This window comes from Haloferax sp. Atlit-12N (genome assembly GCF_003383095.1).
In the GTDB taxonomy this organism is placed as follows: Archaea; Halobacteriota; Halobacteria; order Halobacteriales; family Haloferacaceae; genus Haloferax.
Map to the genome: position 1 here is coordinate 71,168 of NZ_PSYW01000005.1, position 18,384 is coordinate 89,551.

An 18,384-nucleotide genomic window follows, 5' to 3' on the forward strand; every position below is an offset into this window, starting at 1 on the left:
AAAGTGGTTCGCTCAGCCGAGGTACTTGACTTCGACCTCGTGTGGGCCGTCGTCCGTCGGGAGCGCGACGGCCTCGCGGAGGTGGTCGCGGACCGCCGAGCGCCACGCTCGGACCGCCTTCGTGTGGTGCTCGTGGTGCGCTTCGACCTCGTAGGGCTCCGGACGCGTCTCGTCGGGTTCGGGGTACGCGGGGGCGTCGTCGGCGACGAAGACCCGCGGGTCGAGGTGTATCGGCTCGGGGTCGGCGTAGTCCGAGGCCTCGCCGCCGGTTCGGTGAATTCGCGCTCGCATCCGCCCGTAGAACGGCGGGGTGACGCGGAGGACGACGGGGTCGTCGCCCCGGCGGTTCGCCTCGAGGGCGGTCACGAGGTCGTCGGTCGTGACTGCGAGCGAGCGGACGGCGCTCGGGTCGGACGACCCGCGCGCGTCGTTCAATCTCCGGCGCGTCGGCGACTCGTTACCGACGTGGGCCGCAGTTCGCCGCTGCACTCGGGGCAGGTCGAACGGTACGACGCGGCGCTCACGGTCGTTTGACACTCACGACAGACGTACGAAGCGCGTTCCATCGAACATTCGTACGAGACATGGTGTGTTAAAACTTACCACAGAAACCACGAGCGGGGAATCGCGCCCGCGGGTCCGTGTCCTTTTACCCGAACGGGGCGCAATCCGCCAGTATGACAGACGCATGGTTCGCCGGCGCGGACCCCGACGACCCCGAATCCGGGGCGACGCGAGTCCGAACGGGCCGCGCCTCCGCCCCCGCCGACTGGCCGGCCGAGGCCGTCGATACCGGGTTCGCCGCCGACGAGACCGACTACTACGCCAAACTCCGCTCTGCGACGCTCGCCGCCGCCAGCGAGGCCGTCGCAGAGCGCGAGCGCTCCGACGACGTGCAACTCGCCCACGCGGTGCGCGCGATGGACGACGCCGAACGGACCGCGAACGAACTCGCCGAGCGGGTCGTCGAGTGGGCCGGCACGCTCTACGAGGACGTCCCGCGCGGCCTCGACGGCGTCCGCGACATCGCCGAACGAAACCCCAAGACTGCAGCCGAAGAACGCGTCGTCTCCTACGCCACCCGCGCGGTGGACCTGCTCGACGAACGCGACGACCTCCGGGCGTTCATCGAGGAGCGCGCGCCCACGGCCGCGCCGAACCTCGCCGAGATGGCCGGTCCGGTCCTCGCGGCGCGGCTCATCGCGCTTGCTGGTGGCCTCGAAAGCCTCGCCAAGAAGCCGAGCGGAACGGTCCAAGTGCTCGGGGCAGAAGACGCCCTGTTCGCGCACCTGAAGGGTCGCGCCACGTCACCCAAACACGGCGTCATCTTCACCCACGAGTTCGTCCGCGGGACGCGCCCGCAGGACCGCGGGTCGGCCGCCCGCGCGCTCGCCGGGAAGCTCTCTATCGCCGCACGCATCGACCACTACTCGGGCGACTATCGGTCGGACCTACACACCGAACTCGCCGACCGGATGGAGACGATTCGCGCCCGCGCCGACGAGGGGGCCGACGAATGAGCGACGATAGCTCCGCAGCCGACGCCGATGTCGACCTTCCCGAAGGCGTCGAACGCCGGCCGTTCGGCGGCCGACAGCGCCTCTCGACGCGGGGCGCGCAGGTCTACGGCGAACCCGTCGATTCCGACGGCTGGCGCGCGTGGGACGCCGGGCGCTCGAAGCTCGGCGCGATGCTCGAACTCGGCATGGACACCGGCCTCGTCGGCGGCGAGTCGGTCCTCTACCTCGGGGCCGCCTCGGGGACCACCGTCTCGCACGTCGCCGACTTCGCCGGGCCGACCTACGCCGTGGAGTTCGCGCCGCGCCCCGTCCGCGACCTCGTCGGCGTCGCCGAGGACCGCGACAATCTCTTTCCGCTCTTGAAGGACGCGCGCGACCCCGAATCCTACGCGCACGTGGTCGAATCCGGCATCGATTGCCTCGTCATGGACGTGGCGACCCGCGGGCAGGCGACCGTCGCTGTCCGCAACCGACAGTTCCTCGCGGACGACGGTCGGCTCCTGATGGCCGTCAAGGCGCGGAGCGAGGACGTGACCGCCGAGCCGGACGACGTGTTCGACGACGTGGTCGCCGAACTCGACTCGGCCTACGAAATCATCGACACAGCCCGTCTCGACCGCTTCCACGCGGACCACCTCGGTATCGTCGCCCGGCCGAAGTAGACGGGCGGCGGCGGTTCCGTCATCGCTCCGTCTGACGACCGTTCCGAGAGACCTGATTTTCGCCCGTCATTATCGCCCGATTCGCTTGCCCGCGGTCGTGCGACGCGTTCGCCGGCTCCCACGGTGTTTTTAATTCGGCGCAACTTACGCCGTTGCGATGGAACTAGGGTCGGCGGACGCCTTCGACCGAATGGGGACGCTCGGCGTCGAAGAGGAATTCTATATCGTCGATGCCGACGGCCGCCCCACCTCGGGTATCGACGACTTAGTCTACGGACCGGAGCCTCCCGAACCGCTCGCCGGACGGCTCGACCACGAGTTGTTCAAATTCACTATCGAGACGCAGACGCCGCTCATCGAGGACCCCGACGAGGCCGGCGCGGCCGTCGAGACGGTCCGCGAGGCGCTCGTCGACCACGCCGCGGACCACGGCTACCGCATCGCCGCGGCCGGGCTCCACCCCGCCGCCAAGTGGCGCGAACTCGACCACGCGACGAAGCCCCGGTATCAGGCGCAGCTCGACCGAATTCAGTACCCACAACATCGGAACACGACCGCCGGCCTCCACGTCCACGTCGGCGTCGACGACGCGGACAAGGCCGTCTGGGTCGCCAACGAACTCCGCTGGTATCTCGCGCCCCTGCTCGCGCTCTCTGCGAACTCTCCCTTCTGGAACGGCTTCGACACCGGCCTCGCCTCGGCCCGCGCCAAGGTGTTCGAGAACCTCCCGAACACCGGCATGCCGACCGCCTTCGACGACTTCGAGGACTTCCAGCGCTTCGAGCGCCGGATGGTCGAGTACGGCTCGATAGACGACCGGGGCGAACTCTGGTACGACGTGCGCCCCCACACAGGCCACGGGACGGTCGAAATCCGCACCCCCGACGCCCAGACCGACCCCGAACGCGTCGCCGACTTCGTCGAGTACGTCCACGCGCTCGTGTTGGACCTCGCCGACCGCTACGAGTCCGGTGAATCGGGAACGACGGTCCGCCGGGAACTCCTCGACGAGAACAAGTGGCGCGCGACCCGCTACGGCCGAGACACCGACTTCATCGCTCCCGATTCCGAGGGCGTCGTGAGCCTCGAATCGTTCGTCGAAAGCGAGTCCGACCGCCTCGGCGTCGACGGCCTCCGGTCGCTTCTCGACGCCGAACCCGGCACCGCCGTCCAGCGACGGATTCACGAGAAGTCCGGGCTCGACGCCCTGTGCGAACACTTGACGCTGGACTGAGTCGCACGCCGACGACCGACAGGAAACATTTTTTAGCGCCCCAGTTTTGACCTTTGCCGTAGCACAAATGTCTGCGGACCAGAGCACAGAGGGGAGCGCGGAGTCGACGGACGAAGAACACTCGGGTGGCGCGGCCGACTGCGCCGTCTCCGAGTTCGACGATGGGTTGGTGGACCTGCTCGCGTGGATTCTCGACACAGAGACCCGCGCGCGAATCTACGTCTACCTCCGACAGCACCCCCACTCGACGAGTGAGGAAGTCGCCGAGGGGACCGGCCTCTACCCCAGTACGGTTCGGGAGGCGCTGGCCGAACTCACCGACGACGAGACGGTCGAGCGCCGCAAGCGGAAGAGTTCCGGCGCGGGAAACAACCCCTACGAGTACGTCGCAATCGCGCCGAGCGACCTCGTGAAGGGCGTCTCCGGGCAGGTGCAAGAGCAGTTGAACGCCGTGTTCAACCTCGACCGACACCTCGGCACCGACCGCACCGACGAGACCGAACCGGTCACGATTACGGTCCACGAGGAGTAGCTCCGCGGTCTGCCGGCTTCTGCGGTGACTCGCCCGATTTCGGGAGCCTTCGCTCCGCGGGTGTTGGTCGGTTAGGCTAACCCGACCCGCTTAAGTCGCGCCGCACCCACCGCGAGAGTATGCACGTCGCGCTGGGCGGGACGTTCGACCCTGTCCACGATGGACACCTCGCGCTGTTCGAGCGGGCGTTCGAATTGGGTGATGTCACGGTCGGACTCACGAGCGACGAACTCGCGCCGAAGACGCGACACGTCGACCGCTACGTCCGGCCCTTCGACGACCGCAAGGCCGACCTCGAAGCCGAACTCCGACCGCTCGCCGAGGAGTACGACCGCGAGTTCGAGGTCCGCGAACTCGACAAACCGACCGGCATCGCGACCGAGGAAGGCTTCGATGTCCTCATCGTCTCGCCCGAGACGCGGGGCGGCGGCGAGCGCGTCAACGAGATTCGCGAAGAGAAAGGCCTCAAACCCCTCCGTATCGAGGTTGTCGAGCACATTCCCGCCGAAGACGGCGAGCGTATCTCCTCGACCCGTATCGTCTCAGGGGAGATAGACCGCCACGGCAACCTCACGCCCGACCGCGAGGGTCGCGGTCGGACACCCCCGAGCGACGAATAGTTTTCACGCTCACGGTCGTATCGCCGCCCATGCGACACCCGTTGTTCGCCAGCTTCGCCGTCGGCGTCGTCGCCGCCGTGCTCGTCGGCATCGCCGTCACCGAACTGGCCGCTCGGTGGATTTTCTTCTCGCTGTTCGTCGGTATTCCGGCCGGTATCGTCGCCGGCGTCCTCGCCGTTGCGGTGACCTACGCGGTCTTGACTCGCCGGATGGCACCGTCGAACTCCCCAGAGTGAGCGCCTCCTAATCACCAACTCGGCGGTCGGAAGCCGGCCTCTCGGAGGAGGTCCTTCCAGCGCTGTTGGATGCTGAGCCGCGACACGTCCATCGACTCGGCGACGGCGGTCTGTGAGCGCTCCTCGCCGGCGATGAGCGCGCCGGCGTAGAGGCTGGCGGCGGCGACGGCCTTCTTCGAGCGCTCCTCGTCGGGCAACTGCGTGAGAAACATGTCCGAGGCGTACGAGCGGGCCTCGCTGCCGAGTTCGAGGCCGTCGGCGGCGGCGTCGATGCGGGACAGCCACTCCTGATTGTCTCGCTGGTCTCGGGCGCTGTACATGGTCGTCGTTGCGGCCGCGGGAGCATAATCCCCGCGGCGGCCCCTCGTGACGTTTATATATCGTTGCGGGAAATGTCAGGCCGAAGGGCGAGCGTCGCCCGATTGCGCGCGGGTAGCCAAGTGGCCAAAGGCGCAGCGCTTAGGACGCTGTGGTGTAGACCTTCGCAGGTTCGAACCCTGTCCCGCGCATACCGTCTCGAACACCGTGAGAGACGTGTCTGCGCGACAGAAGGGTTCGAATCAGGGAGCAACGCGACGCGTTGCGACCGCGGTTCGAACCCTGTCCCGCGCCTTTTCCATCCGACGCGACCCGAATGGCGAAGCCGTGAGCGAGGACGAAAATCGTGGCAGAAGAGTTCGAACCCTACGAGACGAGCACCGCGAGTCTCGGTCCGGTTCGAACCCTATCCCGCGCGCTGTCTGTTGAAATTCGTCGTCGGTGATAGCGTTGAGACAGCGGCGAGCGGGGAGTTCGAAAACAGCAGATAGACCGTCGCCCGGGGAGAAGAGCGTTCGTTATCGAATCGTGTGCTCGCGGACCTCAACGGTCCCGTTTTCGAGGACGGTGAGTTCGAACGACTCCGTGGAACCGACCGGGCGCTCCCACCGCACCGTTCCGTTCACCGCGACGGAGACCGTCTGGCGGGTCGGCTGGAACCGGTCGGTCAGGTCGAGACCGCCGTCTCCACCGTAGTCGGAGAACGACTCATTGAAGACCTCTTCACTGCCGACTGCGACCGCAACGCGCCCTGTGAACCCTGCTTCTGGATACAGTGCCAGGCGAGTCTCGGGCGTTCGGTCGGTGAGCGCTCCCGTCCGCTCGGACGTCGAGGTCGACTCAGTCGGAGACGGTGTGGTCGCCGCGGACGGAGACGTCGTTTCGGCTGTCGTTGTGTCGCGGGCACCGATTCCCGAGCACCCCGCGAGAATAATCAGAAGCGCCGTTAGCACGACAGCGACCGAATTGCTCATCTCAATCTTTCCCACTACCAGAGTCACAACAGGCTGTCAAACCTCTTGTGGGGTCCAGACACGGGGATTCAAACAGACGCCCCTCACTCCGCCGCGGCCCCGTACTCCACCCTTAAACACCCCGCATACGTTCGGAGGAAACCTTACCGTCGTGGTGTCTAATTCGCTGACGAATGTCTGCGCAGTCACTCTACGCTCGCATCGGCGGCCGCGAGGCCGTCGAAGCAGTCGTCTCGGACTTCTACGACCGCGTCCTCGCCGACGACTCGGTCGCCCACTACTTCGACGACATCGACATGGTCGAACAGCGCGCCCATCAGGTCAAGTTCATCAGCGCCGTCGCGGGCGGTCCCGTCGAGTACGACGGGGCCGACATGCGGGAGGCTCACGACCACCTCGACCTCTCCGGTGAGGACTTCGACGCCATCGCCGAACACCTCGCGGCGGCGCTCGACGAAAACGGCGTTGCCCCGGAAGACGCCGATGCGATTCTCGACGAAGTCGCCGCGCTCAGAGCCCCGATTCTGGGGCAGTAGGTTCCGTCCGTCCCGTTCCTGGGAGAATCAGTCGCCGGTTTCGACCGGCCGAATCGCGCACGCCACGCGTCAGACGCGACACAACCCTTTTTCTCACCCGGTGTGTCTCTCCACCAATGGCGGCGTTATCCGAGTTATTGGGCGACCTCGTGGCGGACGTCGATGGGCTGTTTCTGTTCACGCCGAGTCACTCCCACTACGAGCAGTTCGCCGAGACGGACGTTCCGACGGTGGTTATCGCGCCGGAGAACACGGTCGAAGCCGAGACGTTCGTGGAACTGCCCCTCCAGTTCCAGAACGTCAAGGACCGCATCCGGTTCGGCGTCGAGGGCGCGATGGAACAGAGTATCGTCGAGGCGGGAGACACCATCGCCTGCAACGTCGGGGTCTTCGGCGGCGACCTCGACTCGCTCGTCCGGGTTCGCGTCGACGAGAACATGCGGTCGGGCATCTACGACCTCTTTGCGAACTCCCGGGCGGACCCCGGCGTCATCCGCGACGTGTTCGAGGTGGCCATCGAACTGGGCAAGAAAGGGCAGAAGGGCGAACCCGTCGGCGCGCTGTTCATCGTCGGCGACGCGGGTAAGGTGATGAACAAGTCGCGGCCGCTCTCGTACAACCCCTTCGAGAAGTCCCACGTCTACGTCGGCGACCCCATCGTCAACGTGATGCTCAAAGAGTTCTCGCGGCTCGACGGCGCGTTCGTCATCTCCGACTCGGGGAAAATCGTCTCGGCGTACCGCTACCTCGAACCCTCCGCGGAGGGCGTCGACATCCCGAAGGGGCTGGGCGCGCGCCACATGGCCGGCGGCGCTATCACCCGCGACACCAACGCCACCGCCATCGTCCTCTCGGAGTCCGACGGACTCGTCCGGGCGTTCAAAGGCGGCAAGATGATTCTCGAAATCGACCCGGAGGCGTACTGAGATGCCGGGGCCCGTTTCGGCGTCCCTGGTCCATTCGTCGGTCGGTCCCGCACCCGCGTCCACAGCCGCATCCGTATCTGCCGTCCCGCTCCAGACAGTCGGCGGTGCCGTCAACGACCTCGTCCGGATAGTCGGGCTCCGGTTTCTCGGCGTGCTCGCCATCCTGTTTCTCGGGTTGGTGCTCGCGTACGTCGCGGGGACGCTCGTCCATCGACTCCTCGTCAGCGTCGGCGTCCCCGAGGCCATCGAGGGAACCGCCTTCGAGCGGACCGCCCGCGACTTCGAGACATCGACGGTCGAAATCCTGTCGTGGCTGACGCGGTATTTCGTCCTCGGCATCAGCGTCTTCGCGGCTCTCTCGTTCGCCGGGGTCAACTACGCCGACCGCTTCTGGGGGCTCGTTATCGCCATCCTGCCGCAACTGTTCATCGCCATCTTGGTCCTCATCATCGGCGTCGTCGTCGGCGACAAGGTCGAACTCCTCGTCGCCGAGCGGTTCCGCGCGGTTAAACTCCCGCAGGTGAACGTCCTCCCGTCGCTCGCCAAATACACCGTCTTCTTCCTCGCCACGCTGGTCGCGCTCTCGCAGGTCGGCGTCGCGACGCTCGCACTCATCGTCCTCCTCGCGTCGTACATGCTGGGGCTCATCGTGCTCAGCGCCGTCGCGTTCCGCGACCTGCTCCGCTCGGGCGCGGCGGGGACGTACCTCCTTTTCACCCAACCGTACAGCATCGGCGACGAAATCGTCGTCGGCGAGGTCAGCGGCGTCGTTCAGGAGCTCGATATGTTCGTCACTCACGTCGAATCCGAGGACACTGAGTTCGTCATCCCGAACGCCCGCGTCCTCGACAAGGGCGTTGGTCGTGTTCGCTAAGTAAACTCTCTCGACGGCTGATGGTTCCGGAAATTTTGTCATACCGTTACCATAACAGTTTAGAAGTGGTCCGAAGATTGTCTCATATCGGCTCCCCCTGAAGACGATGACGGAGAACCTCCCAACCCTCGACGTTACTGCCCCCTCAACCCGAGCGTTTGAGGTTGCAGAGACGCTACTTCGAGGATTTCACTTTCAGGATATGCGGGAGACACATCTTCTTAGCTGCGACTTCGACGCCGCGATGACCGCCGCGGAGCGTGCGGTACATCATATGTCCGAGGCGTTCGTCGCCGAGTTCCCCGACGTTCCCGCCGAGCGCGCCGAGCGCGCCGGCGAACTGTTCATGCGAGCGCTCTTTCTCCAGGACGAAATCGAAAACCGAGACGACTTCGACGCCTGCTTCGAACACGACGTCCCCTCCGGAGCGTTCGTCTCGTCCGCTCCCGACGACTTCGAGCCGGACACGATAAACGACGACCCGCGGTGGCGAGACGTTCGAGAACTCCTCGGCACCGTCTGTGACGAACTCGACATAAACCCGGAGTACGCGACGCTCCACACCCGCTTTTGGCGACTCCACGGACAGGAGGTCGACGGCTGGGAGACCGTCGCTCGGCGGGCCCACCGCATCAAGGTCTCTCGGATGGCCCCCTCGGCGGACGACGAAACCGTCGACAACCTCGCGCAGTATTTCGTCGTCGGCGTCACCCGCCACGACGAGTGGGCCCGAGAGAGCCCCGAGCGCGATGTTTCTTCCGCGATCGATATCGTTGCACACTATTATCAACGGCTGTTCGACCTCAGAGACGAGTAATAAACGGGACATAAACCGTATATAAACGGAACCCGTTAATGAATACATATTGATATATTTTCGATGGTGAAACGACCGCCGAAAATAAGTATTGGTGGTAGAATTATCTCTGCAGAGCGAACATGGAGGATACCGACCCGGAACTGTATCGCGAGGCCTTTCGAAGTGCGGATATCCCCATGTTGATTGCGGATACGAATTTCGCTTTTCGTGACATTAACGACGCCGGGTTGGAGTTCCTCGGCTACGACTACGACGACATCGTCGGCGAGTCGGTCGGACTCATCGCCGCCGACGAGGAGATATACTACGAAATCGTCGAGCAGATGATCGCCGGCGAGACGTGGTCCGGGGAGTTCATGGCGCGGCGGAAAGACCAGCAGGTCGTCTACGGGCAGGGGTTCGCCAGCCCGATGGTCGTCGACGGCGACGTGGAGGGGTTTCTCGCCTTCTTCGTCGACACGACCAAACAGCGTCGCTACGAGAACGCATCAGAAGTGCTCAACCGCCTCCTCCGGCACGACCTCCGAAACGAACTCAACATCGTCTACGGCTACACCCAGCAGGTGGCCAGCCGAATCGACGACGAGCAGGCGCTGAAGGAACTCGACCTCGTCCAGGAGAAGGTCCTCGAAATCGTCCACAAGTCCGAGCGCGCCCGCGACCTCCGCGAGCACCTCGAACGCTCCCACGACGTGTCCAACCACCCGGTCCGTCTCGACGTGGTGTTGAACAACAAAATCGTCGACGCCATGATAGAGTTCCCGGACGCCGAGTTCGAGTTCGGGTCGTTCCCCGAGGTCGAGGTCATCGGCGACGACCTCCTCGGCGAGGCAATCGAGTGTCTGCTCGAAAACGCGGTCATGCACAACGACAAGGAGACGCCGTGCGTCGAGGTCTCGGCCGACCGTGACGGCGGCTTCGTTATCGTCCGCGTCGCCGACAACGGCCCGGGCGTCCCCGAGGAACACCGCGACCTCATCTTCGGCCGCGAGGAGTACGACCAACTGCACCACGGCACGGGTATCAGCCTCTTTTTCGCCGACAACGTCATCTCGTCGTACAACGGCACCATCTGGGTCGAAGACCGCGAGGACGGCGACGGTGCGGTCTTCTGCGTCCGCCTGCAGGAACAGTCCACGGTCGACGACTGACCGCGGGCAGCGAGACGACGCGACAACGACCGATTACTCTCCGTCAGTCTCGTCGCCGGACATCGGCCTCGCGGGCACGCCGGCGACCGTCTCTCCCGCGGGCACGTCGCGCGTGACGAGCGAGTTCGCCGCGACCTGCGCCCCTTCACCGATGCGGACGCCCGGGAGGATGGTGGCCTTCGCGCCAATCATGGCGCGCTCGCCGACGACGACCTCGCCGGTCCGGTACTCGTCTTGCAGGAACTCGTGACAGAGAATGACCGAATCGTAGCCGATGATGGCGTCGTCTTCGATGGTGATGAGTTCCGGCCAGAACACGTCGGGCGTCGCTTCGAGCCCCCACGAGACGCCCGCCCCGACGGTGACACCGATGCGTCTGAGCGCCCAGTTTCGAAGTTTGAGCGACGGCGCGATGCGCGCCACGAGGACGAACACGTAGTTGAGCATCACGCGCCAGACGGGCTTGGCGTCGGTCCAGTACTGCAGCGAGTTCCGCGGGCCGGGCGTCGGGTGGTGCTGGATTCGGTCGTGTCGGCGGGCGTCACCGTCCGCCGGTGCGGCATCGTCGTCGGTCACGTCCGTCGATTGGGCCGCGGGGGTAAAAGCGCCCTCGGCGCGGGGGCGACGAGAGAAATAGAAACGCGGGGCCGCGGGTTCGGCTACTATCTACTCGCCGCGGAGTTCGGCCATGTGGTCGATGCGACGCTGGACGAGCGCCGCCGTACCGATGTCGTGGCGGATGTGGAAGCCCTCGCCGGCGTCGGCGAGCGCGTCCTCCGCGAGTTCCTCCGCCTCGGCGATGCTGTCGGCGACGCCGACCACGGCGAACGACCGGGAGGTCGTCGTGTACAGGCCGTCCTCGCGGTCGTCGACGCTCGCGTAGAACAGCAGCGCGCCGGCGTTCTCGTCCACTTCGACCGTGATTTCCGCGCCGGCCTCGGGGTCCGTCGGGTAGCCCTCGGGGACGGCGTACTTACAGACCGTGGCGGCCTCGGCGAAGTCGAGTTCGGGCAGGGACTCGCCCTCGCGGGCGGCCGTGAGCACGTCGATGAAGGGCGTTTCGAGGACCGGCAGCGTGTTCATCGCCTCGGGGTCGCCGAAGCGGGCGTTGAACTCGATGACCTTCGGGCCCTCGGTCGTGAGCATGAACTGACCGTAGAGGATGCCCTTGTAGTCCGGCAGCGCCTCGACGACGGCCTCGATGACCTCGACGGCGGCCTCGTAGTCGCCGTCGGCCATGAACGGCAGGGAGGGAGACACGTCGGTGTAGCTCCCCATGCCGCCGGTGTTCGGCCCCTCGTCGCCCTCGTAGGCGCGCTTGTGGTCCTGCACGGCGGGGCTGACGCGGAACTCGCCGTTGGCGACGAACGCCTGAATCGTGAACTCCTCGCCGACGAGGCGCTCTTCGAGGACGACGCGCTCGTAGTCCGAATCGAGGAGGTACGCCTTCGCCTCCTCGGGCGTCACCTGGTCGCCGATGACCTTCACGCCCTTGCCGCCGGTGAGGCCCGCGGGCTTGACCGCGAGGTCGCCGTCGTAGTCGTCGATGTAGTCGCAGGCGGCCTCCATGTCGTCGAAGGTGGCGAAGTCGGGGTTGCCCGGAATCGCCTCGTCGCGCATGAACTGCCGCTGGAACGCCTTGTCCGTCTCGATGCGCGCCTCGGCCGCCTGCGGGCCGAACGTGTAGATGCCGGCGTCGTCGAGGGCGTCAGAGACGCCGGCCGCGAGGCCGGATTCCGGGCCGACGACCGCGAGCGTCGCGCCGACGGACTCGGCGTAGGCGACGATGTCCTCGGCGGCGGTCTCCGAAATCGTCTCGAAGTCCTCGGCGAGGGCGGCGATGCCGGGGTTTCGGTTGCTGGCGCAGGCGTACAGGTCGCAGTCGGGGGCCAGCGCGCGGGCAATCGCGTGCTCGCGGCCGCCGCCGCCGACGAGAAGGACGGTCTCGCTCATGGTCGCATACCCTGCGCACGGGAGTGTAAAGATTGCTCTTTATCGGCGACGAAATAGGCACGATTGTGGTTATGTCCGGTCGCCAACGAGGTGGATTCGCTGTCCGACCCACACCCCGCGCCGGCCACGACGGCCGTCTCCACGCCGCTTTAGTTCCCGGAGCGCCGACCTCGACGCATGTCCGACCCGGTGGGACGCAACCGACTCGACGACGAGCAGAGCCCGTACCTCCGCCAGCACGCCGACAATCCGGTCAACTGGCAACCGTGGGACGAGACGGCGCTCGACGCCGCCCGCGAGGTGGACAAGCCCATCTTCCTCTCGGTCGGCTACTCGGCGTGCCACTGGTGTCACGTCATGGCCGACGAGAGCTTCTCGGACCCCGGAATCGCCGAGGTGCTCAACGAGCACTTCGTCCCGGTGAAGGTCGACCGCGAGGAGCGCCCCGACCTCGACCGCATCTACCAGACCATCTGCCAACTCGTCACCGGCGGCGGCGGGTGGCCGCTTTCGGTCTGGCTCACGCCCGAGGGCAAGCCCTTCTTCGTCGGGACGTACTTCCCGCCGGAACCCCGACGCGGCGCACCCGGCTTCCGCGACCTCGTCGAGAGCTTCGCCGAGTCGTGGCGGACCGACCGCGACGAGATAGAAAACCGCGCCGAGCAGTGGACGAGCGCCATCACCGACCGACTGGAGGAGACGCCCGACGTTCCCGGCGAAGCCCCCGGTTCGGAAGTTCTCGACACGACCGTGCAGGCCGCGCTCCGCGGCGCTGACCGCGACCACGGCGGCTTCGGCGGCGACGGGCCGAAATTCCCCCAACCCGGTCGCATCGACGCCCTGCTCCGCGGCTACGCCGTCTCCGGCCGCCGCGAGGCGCTCGACGTGGCTCGCCAGAGCCTCGACGCGATGGCCAATGGCGGCCTCCGCGACCATCTCGGCGGCGGCTTCCACCGCTACTGCGTCGACCGCGAGTGGACCGTCCCGCACTTCGAGAAGATGCTGTACGACCAGGCCGGCCTCGCCTCGCGGTACCTCGACGCCGCCCGACTCACGGGCAACGAGTCCTATGCGACCGTCGCCGCCGAGACGTTCGAGTTCGTCCGCCGCGAACTCAGCCACGACGACGGCGGCTTCTTCGCCACCCTCGACGCCCAGTCCGGCGGCGAGGAGGGTACCTTCTACGTCTGGACGCCCGACGACGTGCGCGACCTCCTCCCCGAACTCGACGCCGACCTCTTTTGCGACCGCTACGGCGTCACGCCCGGCGGCAACTTCGAGCGCAAGACGACCGTCCTGAACGTCTCGGCGACGACCGCCGAACTCGCCGACGAGTACGACCTCGACGAGTCCGAGGTGGAAGCCCGACTCGAAAAGGCCCGGAAAGCGCTGTTCGCCGCCCGTGAGGGACGCGAACGGCCCGCCCGCGACGAGAAGGTGCTCGCCGGCTGGAACGGCCTGATGATTTCGGCGTTCGCGCAGGGGTCGGTCGTCCTCGAAGACGACTCGCTCGCTGACGACGCCCGTCGCGCCCTCGACTTCGTGCGCGAGCGCCTCTGGGACGACGAGACCGAGACGCTCTCACGGCGCGTGATGAACGACGAGGTGAAAGGCGACGGCTACCTCGAAGACTACGCCTTCCTCGCGCGCGGCGCGTTCGACCTCTATCAGGCGACCGGCGACCTCGCCCCGCTCTCGTTCGCGCTCGACCTCGCGCGGGCGACTCGCCGCGAGTTCTACGACGCCGACGCGGGCACGCTCTACTTTACCCCCGAGAGCGGCGAGTCGCTCGTCACCCGCCCGCAGGAGCCGACCGACCAGTCCACGCCGTCGAGCCTCGGCGTCGCCACGTCGCTGTTCTTGGACCTCGAACAGTTCGCGCCGGACGCCGACTTCGGCGAGGTCGCGGACGCGGTCCTCGGGTCGTTCGCCAACCGCGTCCGCGGCAGTCCGCTCGAACACGTCTCGCTCGCGCTCGCCGCCGAGAAGGCCGCCAGCGGCGTCCCCGAACTCACCGTCGCCGCCAACGAAGTGCCTGACGAGTGGCGCGAGACGCTCGCCTCGCGGTATCTCCCCGGCCTCGTCGTCTCCCGTCGCCCCGGCACCGACGAGGAACTCGACGCGTGGCTGGACGAACTCGGACTTGACGAGGCCCCGCCAATCTGGGCCGGCCGCGAAGCGGCCGACGACGAACCGACCGTCTACGCCTGCGAGAACTTCACCTGCTCCGCGCCGACCCACGACCTCGACGAGGCGCTGGCGTGGTTCACGGCGGGCGAAGGTGCGTAACGGCGGGAGCGACTGCGAGAAAAGCGGCGTCGGCGCTCAGTTCGAGAGCCGCTCTGCGAGGTAGACCGCAATCGGAACGTCTTCTTCTTCGACGAAACGGGCGACCTCATCGCCGTCGAGTTCGACGACGACCGTGGGGATGAGTTCAATGTCGTACTCCTCGACGAGCGGGCCGACCTTCGAGCCGTCGTCGGCCTTCTCGACGGGGTAGTGGTCGATTCGCTCGGCGGGGACGCCGGCGGCGTCGAGGGCCGCCGCGAAGTCGGGGAGCTGTCCGCGGCAGTCGCCGCACCAGTCGCCGCCCCAGACCTTGAACGTGTAGTCTGCGGCCGCGAGGGTGTCGACCACGTCGGGGTAGGACGCCGCGTCCCACGCGGGGTTCGGTTGCATCGTTTCGAGCGTCTCGGCTTCGGCCATGCGCCGGTGTACCGGCCGAGCGGATTTAACGGGTACGCTCGCGGCGGGGCTCGCCGCCCGCGCTCGTCGCTGTCTCTGCCCCGAGACGGTGGCCGTATCGTCCGCCTCCGCCAGTCGTTTAGTGTCGCACCGTCAACGGAGGGTCGATGGACGACAGTATCCTCGACGCTATCGGGTCGCCGCTGGTCCGCGTCGACTCCCCCGAGGGGTCGACGGTCGCGGCGAAGATAGAGTCGAAGAATCCGGGCGGGTCGGCGAAGGACCGCCCCGCGTTGGCGATGGTCGAGGCGGCCGAGGAAGCGGGCGACATCTCGCCGGGCGACCACCTCGTCGAACCCACGTCCGGGAACACCGGTATCGGACTCGCCGTCGTCGCGGCGGCGAAGGGCTACGACCTGACTATCGTCATGCCGGACTCGATGTCGCCCGAGCGCCGCGAAATCATGCGCGCCTACGGGGCGACCATCGAACTCGTCGAGGGCGACATCTCCGCCGCGAAAGAGCGTGCGGACGAACTCGAAGCCGAGGGCATGTACCAACTCCGGCAGTTCGAGAACCCCGCGAATCCGGAGGCGCACTACCGGACGACCGCCGAGGAGATTCTCGAACAGGTGGGCGACCGCCGCATCGACGCCTTCGTCGCCGGTATCGGCACCGGCGGCACGATTTCGGGCAACGGCCGCCGCCTCGTCGAGGAGTTCCCCTCGATGCGCGTCGTCGGCGTCGAACCCGCCGAGAGCGCCGTCCTCTCGGGCCACGAGGTCGGAAACAACGACTTCCAGGGGATGGGGCCGGGCTTCGTCAGCCCCAACCTCGACACCGACCTCATCGACGACGTGGAAATCGTCGAACTCGCCGACGCCGAGACCGAGTGTCGCCGCCTCGCCCGCGAGGAGGGCATCCTCGTCGGCCAGTCGTCCGGCGCGTCGCTCCTCGCGGCCAAGCGCGTCGCAGAGCGACTCGCCGATCCCGATGCGGACGACGGAGACCAGCCGCTCGTGGTGACGGTTTTCTGGGACTCCGGCGAGCGCTACATGTCCACCGGGATGTTCGACCAAGAATAGCGGTCGCTCGACGGCCTGTTTTCACCGACCGAACTCGTCTTCCGCGACTCTGACGACGAGCGTTCGCTCCACATCTCTGAGGTCGTAGTCGGGGACCGAGCCGTCGACGCGCGTCACGTACATCGGCTCGACGAGGCGGCCGTCTTCGACACCGTAGATGGCGAGGTGGTCGCCGGTGTCTTCCGGCTGGACCGCCCCGTCTCGAATCTGTCGGGCGAGGTCGCGGGAGAGCCACTCGTCGGTCGAGACGGAGGGCTCGCGGACTAACGAGAAGTCGGCGAATCGGACGAGATACCAGTTGAGGTCGTTGAGAAGCGAGACGGCCGCGCCGAGGCTCACCGTATCGACCGAAAGCGAGTTGTCGAACGGTTCTGCGATGTCGTAGGTCGAAAGCGCCGCGCGCGCGGTGTCGCGCGACAGCAGTTCGTACTGGAGGTGGACGTCCTCCGCGCCGACGATACAGACCTGCGTCACGTCGAGAGGGAGGGTCCGGACTCGGTAAAGCGGTTCCGGTACTCAGGCGGTCGATTCCCACTCGGCGGCGCAGGACTCGTCGCAGAAGACGACGCGCTCGCGCTCGAGGGTTATCTTACCGGGCTTGTCGATGTCCCGCTCGAGGAGGACCTGATAGTGCGCTTCGCTCATGTCGACGCGGGCGCGGCACGCCGCGCACCGCTCGACGGTGTCGCTCCAGTCGGTCCGCGACGCCCGGTGGCTGACGCGCCACTCGGGGCCGGGGTGGCCGTGACCGGGATGCGATGTTTTCGACATGAGAGAACCCTAGCGCTCACGGTAAATAAAGCCATTTTTGTGCAATTGTTCATTCGAAACGAATCTAAACGTTTGAAGAATCGTGACTATGGTGGTCGTTTGCACGGTTCGTGTGTGCGTCGGTACCGCACCTCGGTGAGTCTGGCGGAGGGTCGCGCTTCGGGTTCCTCGCCCTCGGCTTTCACCTCGTGCTCCCGCGCTCACTCGCCGTCGGGCGAGACGACCACCCGCTCGCGGGCGACCTCACCCGCGAGGTCCAACAGGTCGTCGGGTTCCGCGGCCTCGACGGCCGACAGCGAGGCGTTCGTCTCGGGGAAACTCGGCGCGACGCGCTCGCACCCGACGGGGAGCGTCGAGTCGTCGTAGGTGCCGAGGTCGCGGGCGGCCGCGACGATGTCGGTCTTGTCGCGGGTCAAAAGCGGGCGGTGGACGGGGTAGTCGACCGCGGCCTCGGTGACGGCGAGGTTCTCGCCGGTCTGACTCGACTTCTGGCCGAGCGACTCCCCGGTCACGATTGAGTGGGCGTGTTCGTCGGTGGCCACCTCGGCGGCGATGGCGAGCATGGCGCGCCGAAGCGAGAGCATCCGGGTGTCCTCGACGGTGTCCATCAGTCGCTCGACCACGTCACCGGCCGGGACGACGTGTACTCGCATGTCCGCGTTCGGGGCGCGACGGGCGATGGTCCGCACCGTCTCGATGGCGCGCGCGCGGTGGTCCGCGCCGCCGTAGTCGCCCAAGTCGATGTAGACGGGGACGATTTCACAGCCGCGGCGCATCAGTTCCCACGTCGCGACTGGCGAGTCGATACCGCCGGAGACGAGCGAGACGGCCCGTCCCTGCGTTCCGAGCGGGAGTCCGCCGGGGCCGTCGAACCGCCGCACGGAGAGATAGGCCGTCTCCTCGCGGCACTCGATTCGGTAGGTCCGGTCGGGGTCGTCGAGGTCCACGGGCGCGCCGGTCGCCTCGACGACGGCGCTCCCGGCCTCGCGTTCGAGGTCGGAACTCGTGAACTCGTGTTGGTCGGCGTCGCCGATGCGGTCGGCGTCGATGGCGAACGCCGCCCCGTCGGGGTGGTCGGTCGCGAGGCCGCGACAGACCGTGACGATGTCGTCGAGGACGGGGTCACAGGCGACGCAGGGGCGCGCCCAGACGACGCCCGGCACCTCGGCGCAGGCGGCCGCGACGGCGTCGGCGTCGGCCACGTCGCGGACGAGCAGGCGGGACCACTCCCGCTCGACGCGGCCCGAGAGCGAGCGGTCGTCGAGAACCGCTTGGAGGTTCGTCCGCAGTTTGGCCTCCATCTTCGCCCGGACGCTCGAACTCTTCGTGCCCACCTCGCCGTAGCCGACGAGGACGACGTGCGCCGTCTGATTCACGGTCGACGTTCTCCGCCGGCACCCTTCAGCGTCTCGTTTCGCGGGGCGTCCGCACCCGGCGCGGCACGGCGCTATCTACCGCTATTAGTGTTATATATTTGTACATAGTAC

The 18,384-nt window shown here is 66.8% G+C and carries 23 protein-coding genes and 1 tRNA gene; 14 read left to right on the forward strand and 10 right to left on the reverse strand.

What is annotated here, in order from left to right; genetic code table 11:
- Window positions 1-12 precede the first annotated feature (12 nt).
- Together C5B90_RS18075 and C5B90_RS21310 are read right to left on the reverse strand one after the other, a co-directional pair.
- Window positions 13-435 carry a hypothetical protein gene (locus C5B90_RS18075; RefSeq protein ID WP_115883349.1) on the reverse strand — a complete coding sequence of 141 codons (423 nt, stop codon included), beginning with the start codon at window positions 433-435 and terminating at the stop codon, window positions 13-15.
- Entirely contained in the window at window positions 432-566 is a 135-nt protein-coding gene (locus C5B90_RS21310) for a rubrerythrin-like domain-containing protein (protein WP_115804898.1), read from the reverse strand. The genes C5B90_RS18075 and C5B90_RS21310 overlap by 4 nt, the downstream gene beginning before the upstream one ends.
- A 111-nt stretch (window positions 567-677) precedes the next feature.
- Between C5B90_RS21310 and C5B90_RS18085 the strand changes: the two genes are divergently transcribed.
- The 6 genes from C5B90_RS18085 to C5B90_RS18110 all read left to right on the forward strand — a co-directional run bounded on the left by C5B90_RS18085 (window position 678) and on the right by C5B90_RS18110 (window position 4,804).
- Window positions 678-1,520, forward strand: a complete 843-nt coding sequence (locus tag C5B90_RS18085) for an NOP5/NOP56 family protein (RefSeq protein ID WP_115883350.1) — start codon at window positions 678-680, stop codon at window positions 1,518-1,520.
- Complete coding sequence (locus C5B90_RS18090) at window positions 1,517-2,182, forward strand: fibrillarin-like rRNA/tRNA 2'-O-methyltransferase (RefSeq protein WP_115883351.1); 666 nt, start codon at window positions 1,517-1,519, stop codon at window positions 2,180-2,182. The genes C5B90_RS18085 and C5B90_RS18090 overlap by 4 nt, the downstream gene beginning before the upstream one ends.
- Window positions 2,183-2,339: 157 nt before the next feature.
- Complete coding sequence (locus C5B90_RS18095) at window positions 2,340-3,416, forward strand: glutamate--cysteine ligase (RefSeq protein ID WP_115883352.1); 1,077 nt, start codon at window positions 2,340-2,342, stop codon at window positions 3,414-3,416.
- 67 nt (window positions 3,417-3,483) lie between these two features.
- Complete coding sequence (locus C5B90_RS18100; protein ID WP_115883353.1) at window positions 3,484-3,948, forward strand: winged helix-turn-helix domain-containing protein; 465 nt, start codon at window positions 3,484-3,486, stop codon at window positions 3,946-3,948.
- A gap of 119 nt (window positions 3,949-4,067) precedes the next feature.
- Complete coding sequence (locus tag C5B90_RS18105; RefSeq protein ID WP_115883354.1) at window positions 4,068-4,568, forward strand: phosphopantetheine adenylyltransferase; 501 nt, start codon at window positions 4,068-4,070, stop codon at window positions 4,566-4,568.
- A gap of 29 nt (window positions 4,569-4,597) precedes the next feature.
- Entirely contained in the window at window positions 4,598-4,804 is a 207-nt protein-coding gene (locus C5B90_RS18110) for a hypothetical protein (RefSeq protein WP_058827794.1), read from the forward strand.
- 11 nt (window positions 4,805-4,815) lie between these two features.
- Here the strand turns inward: C5B90_RS18110 and C5B90_RS18115 are convergent, their stop codons facing one another.
- Window positions 4,816-5,124, reverse strand: coding sequence for a transcription initiation factor IIB family protein (locus tag C5B90_RS18115; protein WP_115883355.1), 309 nt, complete (start codon window positions 5,122-5,124; stop codon window positions 4,816-4,818).
- Between the two features lie 106 nt (window positions 5,125-5,230).
- Between C5B90_RS18115 and C5B90_RS18120 the strand changes: the two genes are divergently transcribed.
- Window positions 5,231-5,313 (forward strand) — tRNA-Leu (locus tag C5B90_RS18120).
- A gap of 327 nt (window positions 5,314-5,640) precedes the next feature.
- Here C5B90_RS18120 and C5B90_RS21075 read toward each other — a convergent pair.
- Window positions 5,641-6,096 (reverse strand): hypothetical protein, encoded by a 456-nt coding sequence (locus tag C5B90_RS21075; RefSeq protein ID WP_233512121.1) that lies wholly within the window; start codon window positions 6,094-6,096, stop codon window positions 5,641-5,643.
- A gap of 173 nt (window positions 6,097-6,269) precedes the next feature.
- Between C5B90_RS21075 and C5B90_RS18130 the strand changes: the two genes are divergently transcribed.
- The 5 genes from C5B90_RS18130 (at window position 6,270) to C5B90_RS18150 (ending at window position 10,403) form a co-directional block, all read left to right on the forward strand.
- Entirely contained in the window at window positions 6,270-6,632 is a 363-nt protein-coding gene (locus tag C5B90_RS18130) for a group 1 truncated hemoglobin (protein WP_115883356.1), read from the forward strand.
- A gap of 116 nt (window positions 6,633-6,748) precedes the next feature.
- Window positions 6,749-7,558: a diadenylate cyclase gene (gene dacZ, locus C5B90_RS18135; RefSeq protein WP_004976646.1), complete on the forward strand. Its 810-nt coding sequence runs from the start codon at window positions 6,749-6,751 to the stop codon at window positions 7,556-7,558.
- Between the two features lies 1 nt (window position 7,559).
- Window positions 7,560-8,432, forward strand: a complete 873-nt coding sequence (locus C5B90_RS18140) for a mechanosensitive ion channel family protein (RefSeq protein ID WP_115883357.1) — start codon at window positions 7,560-7,562, stop codon at window positions 8,430-8,432.
- Window positions 8,433-8,634: 202 nt separating this feature from the next.
- Entirely contained in the window at window positions 8,635-9,249 is a 615-nt protein-coding gene (locus C5B90_RS18145) for a hypothetical protein (protein WP_115883358.1), read from the forward strand.
- Window positions 9,250-9,371: 122 nt separating this feature from the next.
- A complete protein-coding gene (locus C5B90_RS18150; protein WP_115883359.1) occupies window positions 9,372-10,403 on the forward strand; it encodes a sensor histidine kinase in 1,032 nt (343 codons plus the stop codon).
- A gap of 33 nt (window positions 10,404-10,436) precedes the next feature.
- Here C5B90_RS18150 and C5B90_RS18155 read toward each other — a convergent pair whose 3' ends face one another.
- The gene (locus tag C5B90_RS18155; protein WP_115883360.1) at window positions 10,437-10,979 is read right to left on the reverse strand and encodes a DapH/DapD/GlmU-related protein; all 543 of its coding nucleotides are present in this window, start codon (window positions 10,977-10,979) and stop codon (window positions 10,437-10,439) included.
- A 90-nt stretch (window positions 10,980-11,069) separates the two neighbouring features.
- Window positions 11,070-12,356, reverse strand: a complete 1,287-nt coding sequence (purD, locus tag C5B90_RS18160) for a phosphoribosylamine--glycine ligase (RefSeq protein ID WP_115883361.1) — start codon at window positions 12,354-12,356, stop codon at window positions 11,070-11,072.
- A gap of 177 nt (window positions 12,357-12,533) precedes the next feature.
- Here purD and C5B90_RS18165 point away from each other — a divergent pair, with 177 nt between their 5' ends.
- Window positions 12,534-14,645 carry a thioredoxin domain-containing protein gene (locus C5B90_RS18165; protein ID WP_115883362.1) on the forward strand — a complete coding sequence of 704 codons (2,112 nt, stop codon included), beginning with the start codon at window positions 12,534-12,536 and terminating at the stop codon, window positions 14,643-14,645.
- A gap of 36 nt (window positions 14,646-14,681) precedes the next feature.
- On the opposite strand, the gene C5B90_RS18170 is transcribed toward C5B90_RS18165, so the two are convergent.
- Window positions 14,682-15,062, reverse strand: a complete 381-nt coding sequence (locus tag C5B90_RS18170) for a thioredoxin family protein (RefSeq protein WP_115883363.1) — start codon at window positions 15,060-15,062, stop codon at window positions 14,682-14,684.
- A gap of 146 nt (window positions 15,063-15,208) precedes the next feature.
- Between C5B90_RS18170 and C5B90_RS18175 the strand changes: the two genes are divergently transcribed.
- Window positions 15,209-16,126 carry a PLP-dependent cysteine synthase family protein gene (locus C5B90_RS18175; protein ID WP_115883364.1) on the forward strand — a complete coding sequence of 306 codons (918 nt, stop codon included), beginning with the start codon at window positions 15,209-15,211 and terminating at the stop codon, window positions 16,124-16,126.
- Between the two features lie 21 nt (window positions 16,127-16,147).
- On the opposite strand, the gene C5B90_RS18180 is transcribed toward C5B90_RS18175, so the two are convergent.
- From C5B90_RS18180 to thiI, 3 genes are all read right to left on the reverse strand, one after another.
- Complete coding sequence (locus C5B90_RS18180; protein ID WP_115883365.1) at window positions 16,148-16,600, reverse strand: DUF5804 family protein; 453 nt, start codon at window positions 16,598-16,600, stop codon at window positions 16,148-16,150.
- A gap of 42 nt (window positions 16,601-16,642) precedes the next feature.
- Window positions 16,643-16,897 (reverse strand): hypothetical protein, encoded by a 255-nt coding sequence (locus tag C5B90_RS18185; protein ID WP_058567952.1) that lies wholly within the window; start codon window positions 16,895-16,897, stop codon window positions 16,643-16,645.
- 200 nt (window positions 16,898-17,097) lie between these two features.
- Window positions 17,098-18,273 carry a tRNA uracil 4-sulfurtransferase ThiI gene (gene thiI, locus C5B90_RS18190; RefSeq protein ID WP_115883366.1) on the reverse strand — a complete coding sequence of 392 codons (1,176 nt, stop codon included), beginning with the start codon at window positions 18,271-18,273 and terminating at the stop codon, window positions 17,098-17,100.
- Window positions 18,274-18,384: the final 111 nt, after the last annotated feature.

What these genes read in the sequence shown, in the direction of transcription:
- C5B90_RS21310 (WP_115804898.1), bottom strand. Translation starts at nt 566, where the DNA reads ATGGAACGCGCTTCGTACGTCTGTCGTGAGTGTCAAACGACCGTGAGC.
- C5B90_RS18085 (WP_115883350.1), top strand. Translation starts at nt 678, where the DNA reads ATGACAGACGCATGGTTCGCCGGCGCGGACCCCGACGACCCCGAATCC.
- C5B90_RS18090 (WP_115883351.1), top strand. Translation starts at nt 1,517, where the DNA reads ATGAGCGACGATAGCTCCGCAGCCGACGCCGATGTCGACCTTCCCGAA.
- C5B90_RS18095 (WP_115883352.1), top strand. Translation starts at nt 2,340, where the DNA reads ATGGAACTAGGGTCGGCGGACGCCTTCGACCGAATGGGGACGCTCGGC.
- C5B90_RS18100 (WP_115883353.1), top strand. Translation starts at nt 3,484, where the DNA reads ATGTCTGCGGACCAGAGCACAGAGGGGAGCGCGGAGTCGACGGACGAA.
- C5B90_RS18105 (WP_115883354.1), top strand. Translation starts at nt 4,068, where the DNA reads ATGCACGTCGCGCTGGGCGGGACGTTCGACCCTGTCCACGATGGACAC.
- C5B90_RS18110 (WP_058827794.1), top strand. Translation starts at nt 4,598, where the DNA reads ATGCGACACCCGTTGTTCGCCAGCTTCGCCGTCGGCGTCGTCGCCGCC.
- C5B90_RS18115 (WP_115883355.1), bottom strand. Translation starts at nt 5,124, where the DNA reads ATGTACAGCGCCCGAGACCAGCGAGACAATCAGGAGTGGCTGTCCCGC.
- C5B90_RS21075 (WP_233512121.1), bottom strand. Translation starts at nt 6,096, where the DNA reads ATGAGCAATTCGGTCGCTGTCGTGCTAACGGCGCTTCTGATTATTCTC.
- C5B90_RS18130 (WP_115883356.1), top strand. Translation starts at nt 6,270, where the DNA reads ATGTCTGCGCAGTCACTCTACGCTCGCATCGGCGGCCGCGAGGCCGTC.
- dacZ (WP_004976646.1), top strand. Translation starts at nt 6,749, where the DNA reads ATGGCGGCGTTATCCGAGTTATTGGGCGACCTCGTGGCGGACGTCGAT.
- C5B90_RS18140 (WP_115883357.1), top strand. Translation starts at nt 7,560, where the DNA reads ATGCCGGGGCCCGTTTCGGCGTCCCTGGTCCATTCGTCGGTCGGTCCC.
- C5B90_RS18145 (WP_115883358.1), top strand. Translation starts at nt 8,635, where the DNA reads ATGCGGGAGACACATCTTCTTAGCTGCGACTTCGACGCCGCGATGACC.
- C5B90_RS18150 (WP_115883359.1), top strand. Translation starts at nt 9,372, where the DNA reads ATGGAGGATACCGACCCGGAACTGTATCGCGAGGCCTTTCGAAGTGCG.
- purD (WP_115883361.1), bottom strand. Translation starts at nt 12,356, where the DNA reads ATGAGCGAGACCGTCCTTCTCGTCGGCGGCGGCGGCCGCGAGCACGCG.
- C5B90_RS18165 (WP_115883362.1), top strand. Translation starts at nt 12,534, where the DNA reads ATGTCCGACCCGGTGGGACGCAACCGACTCGACGACGAGCAGAGCCCG.
- C5B90_RS18170 (WP_115883363.1), bottom strand. Translation starts at nt 15,062, where the DNA reads ATGGCCGAAGCCGAGACGCTCGAAACGATGCAACCGAACCCCGCGTGG.
- C5B90_RS18175 (WP_115883364.1), top strand. Translation starts at nt 15,209, where the DNA reads ATGGACGACAGTATCCTCGACGCTATCGGGTCGCCGCTGGTCCGCGTC.
- C5B90_RS18185 (WP_058567952.1), bottom strand. Translation starts at nt 16,897, where the DNA reads ATGTCGAAAACATCGCATCCCGGTCACGGCCACCCCGGCCCCGAGTGG.